This window comes from Escherichia sp. 94.0001, assembly GCF_013369155.2.
Lineage (GTDB): Bacteria > Pseudomonadota > Gammaproteobacteria > Enterobacterales > Enterobacteriaceae > Escherichia > Escherichia coli_F.
Genome location: NZ_JABWMS020000131.1, coordinates 1 through 3,257 on the forward strand (window position 1 = coordinate 1; position 3,257 = coordinate 3,257).

At 45.9% G+C, this 3,257-nt stretch carries 2 protein-coding genes; both read right to left on the reverse strand.

What is annotated here, in order from left to right:
- Nucleotides 1–101 precede the first annotated feature (101 nt).
- A complete protein-coding gene (gene safA / locus HEN33_RS24415; RefSeq protein WP_000543389.1) occupies nucleotides 102–299 on the reverse strand; it encodes a two-component system connector SafA in 198 nt (65 codons plus the stop codon).
- A 247-nt stretch (nucleotides 300–546) separates the two neighbouring features.
- Nucleotides 547–2,826: an acid resistance putative oxidoreductase YdeP gene (ydeP, locus tag HEN33_RS24420; protein ID WP_176263844.1), complete on the reverse strand. Its 2,280-nt coding sequence runs from the start codon at nucleotides 2,824–2,826 to the stop codon at nucleotides 547–549.
- Nucleotides 2,827–3,257: the final 431 nt, after the last annotated feature.

The window sequence follows — 3,257 nt, forward strand, 5'->3', positions numbered from 1 at the left end:
AAATATAACAGAACAAACGAGCGACATTTTATCTCCTTAAAACAATAAAGTTTTTATCGATACTTTTTTAACATTTCATATTTATAATTTGCTGTTTATTTTCAGTCTTGCAAACTATTGATAATGAAATGTGTAAGATCTCTTGCAATGCGACCCATTTCTGAAATACCCAGCTGATCAATTGCCGAAAAAATGGCTATCAACGTAAGTGTCAGTAATAAGACAACCACAATTACAGACATGATTTCTTTATAGTTGTCTCTTTGCGTGATTTTGTTTTTCACTGTGGTCGCATGCATTTCAAATATGTTTATTTAGCGGATAACGTTAAAAATCGTTAATCAGTATGCTTAATATAACAGGCTGGAAAAAAGAGGAAATAGGACTGGTGCTTCAGTACTGAGCGGAGTTTCTTACAGCTGTAGGCGGAGGTATAAATCTTATAGCGAGCAGTTTAATTTAGCACATGTGAGTAAATTGCGCGACAATGGTCAATGAGGAATTCTTCTGCTGTGCGGATGACAGCAGAAGAAATGAGGAGGCGAATTAATTTGATGGTTCTAATTCAACCGGAATACTTTTATAGCCAGGAATGCCACTTAATGGATCGTGGTTATCAAGTGTTAGCATGTGATTCGATTCTGGAAAATAGGTCACCAGTGAGCGGTCAGCCATAGGGTAAATGACCACTTTTAATCTATCCATGCGGCGTGAGCTGCGCTTACCGTCTGGCGTAAGCGCAATAAGATTAACTCTTTCGCCGTTTTTTACACCGCAAACTTTAGCTTGTTTAGCACTCATGAAGACCACATCTCGTTGACCGAATACCCCTCGATAGCGATCATCCATACCATAAATCGTCGTGTTGTACTGATCGTGACTGCGTACTGTCGCCATGACCAGCTTACTGTTAAACGCCGAAGAGGGATCTTCTAACAGCCCTTTGCTGGTAATGAAATTAGCCTTACCTGACGACGTCAGCCAGCGCCTTTCAGCAGCTGCGTTTATGAGGTGAAAACCACCAGGCTGGCGGATGCGCTGGTTATAGTCGGCGAACTCTGGCAGCACAGCTTCAATGTCATTGCGAATGCGATCATAATCTTCCACCAGATGCTCCCAGGCCACCACGCTCTGAGGGAGCGCTGCCTGCGCGATTCCCGCGACCACTGCACACTCTGATTTCAGCATGACACCGGCGGGTTTTAACACGCCACGCGAGGCATGAATCATCGACATTGAATCCTCAACGGTTACCGCCTGCGCACCGCTTTTTTGCATGTCAATCTCGCTACGTCCCAGAACCGGCAGAATATAGCTATGCCGTGCGGTCAGCAGATGAGAGCGGTTAAGCTTTGTGGCAACGTGTACCGCCAGATCTAATTGCGTTAACGGTACAGCGATCGCTTCCCGATCTGGCATTGCCAGTGCAAAGTTGCCCCCCATGCAGATCAATGCTCGAGCTTGCCCCGTACATATTGCTTGCATGCTGGCGATTGCAGCATGTCCAGGTGCATGAGGTGGGGTGAAGCCATAGCGCTCACCCAGGCGAGCCAGAAACTCTGCAGACGGTTTCTCGGTGATACCGACGGTTCGGTCGCCCTGTACATTAGAGTGACCACGTAGTGGGCAGATACCCGCACCAGGCTTGCCAATGTTACCTTTCATCAACAGCAGATTGACAAGTTGCTGTACGTTCTGGGTACCATGTTCGTGCTGAGTGATCCCCATTCCGTAACAGATAATGGTTCGTTCGGCAGCGGCATATGCATCAGCAAGTTCGGCGATTTGTGTCTGACTTAGTCCAGAAATACGTTCGATATCTTTCCACTCGGAATTGAGAACGTCACGGCGTAGCTCGTCAAAGCCGACGGTATGCGTTTGAATGAATTCGTCATCCAGCAATGAGGGCCGACCCGCAGCACTTGCAGCATCATCGCGCTCAATTAACAGGCGCATCATCCCCTTTAGCAACGCCATATCGCCACCAATGCGCACATTATAGTAAGCACTAGCCAATTGAGTCTCGGAGTTCGTCAGCATTTCAAACGGGTTCTGTGGTGCGGTAAATCGCTCCAGGCCACGCTCCTGCAGAGGATTGATGGCAATCATTTTCGCTCCACGTTTCACTAAAGCGCGCAACGAAGTCAGCATGCGAGGGTGGTTTGTACCAGGGTTATGCCCAATGCAAATGACTAAATCGCATTTCTCAAAGTCTTCCAGTAACACGGTCCCTTTACCCACGCCGATACTCGCAGCCAAACCTACGCTGGTCGGTTCATGGCACATGTTTGAGCAGTCGGGAAAGTTATTGGTACCGTATTCACGGGCAAAAAGCTGATAAAGAAAGGCAGCTTCATTGGAAGTGCGGCCCGAAGTATAGAATTCAACCTGATTTGGATCACTATAGCTTTGAAGACGTGCGCCAATTTCGTCGAAAGCTTGTTGCCAGCTTAATGGCTGGTAACAGTCGCTGACGGCATCATATTTCAAAGGTTGAGTGAGACGCCCCGCAGCCTCGAGTTCGTGATCTCCCCAGGTAAGTAATGATTGAACCGTATTCTCAGCGAAAAAAGAGGTATTCACCTGCTTATCGGTGACTTCCCAGGCGATTGCTTTAGCGCCGTTTTCACAAATGTCGAATGACGCGCTGTGCTTAGGATCTGGCCATGCACATCCTGGACAGTCAAAGCCTTCTGGCTTATTCATGTCAAACATGGCAATCACTTCCTGGCGTATATCCATCTGCTTACGGACTGCATTCGCTACAGATTTGACAGCCCCCCAACCACCGGCAGCTCCCTGGTAGGATTCAATTTTTTTCTTCATCAGCTTATCCTGTGTGGAAATGAATTATTAGGATTTGTAATAGCGATGATGCGCAGTATATATAATGGGTTTATCGGCCATTTGGATATATGAGAGTAGGGGGCTACTCTCATTCTATTTTTAACTCATTATCGTCAAATAACAGAATAGTATAAATGCGATAAGTTAAGCATCATCTCTCATAGTCTTTAAGTTAACATACTTTTCAATATATAAAATAAGACTCTGACTTCAATTGTGCGCGGATTTTCTTACAGGTGTAGGATAATTTCTTTCAGGAAAGAATTATCCGCGTAATTTTAGGGAATGGAAAGCACAACCTAAAGTATAACAGGGTCAACATCACAATTATTCATAGATAAATGTAACGCCAATGACTGAACCGCCCCGGGAATCCTGGAGACTAAACTCCCTGAGAAAGAGGTAAACAG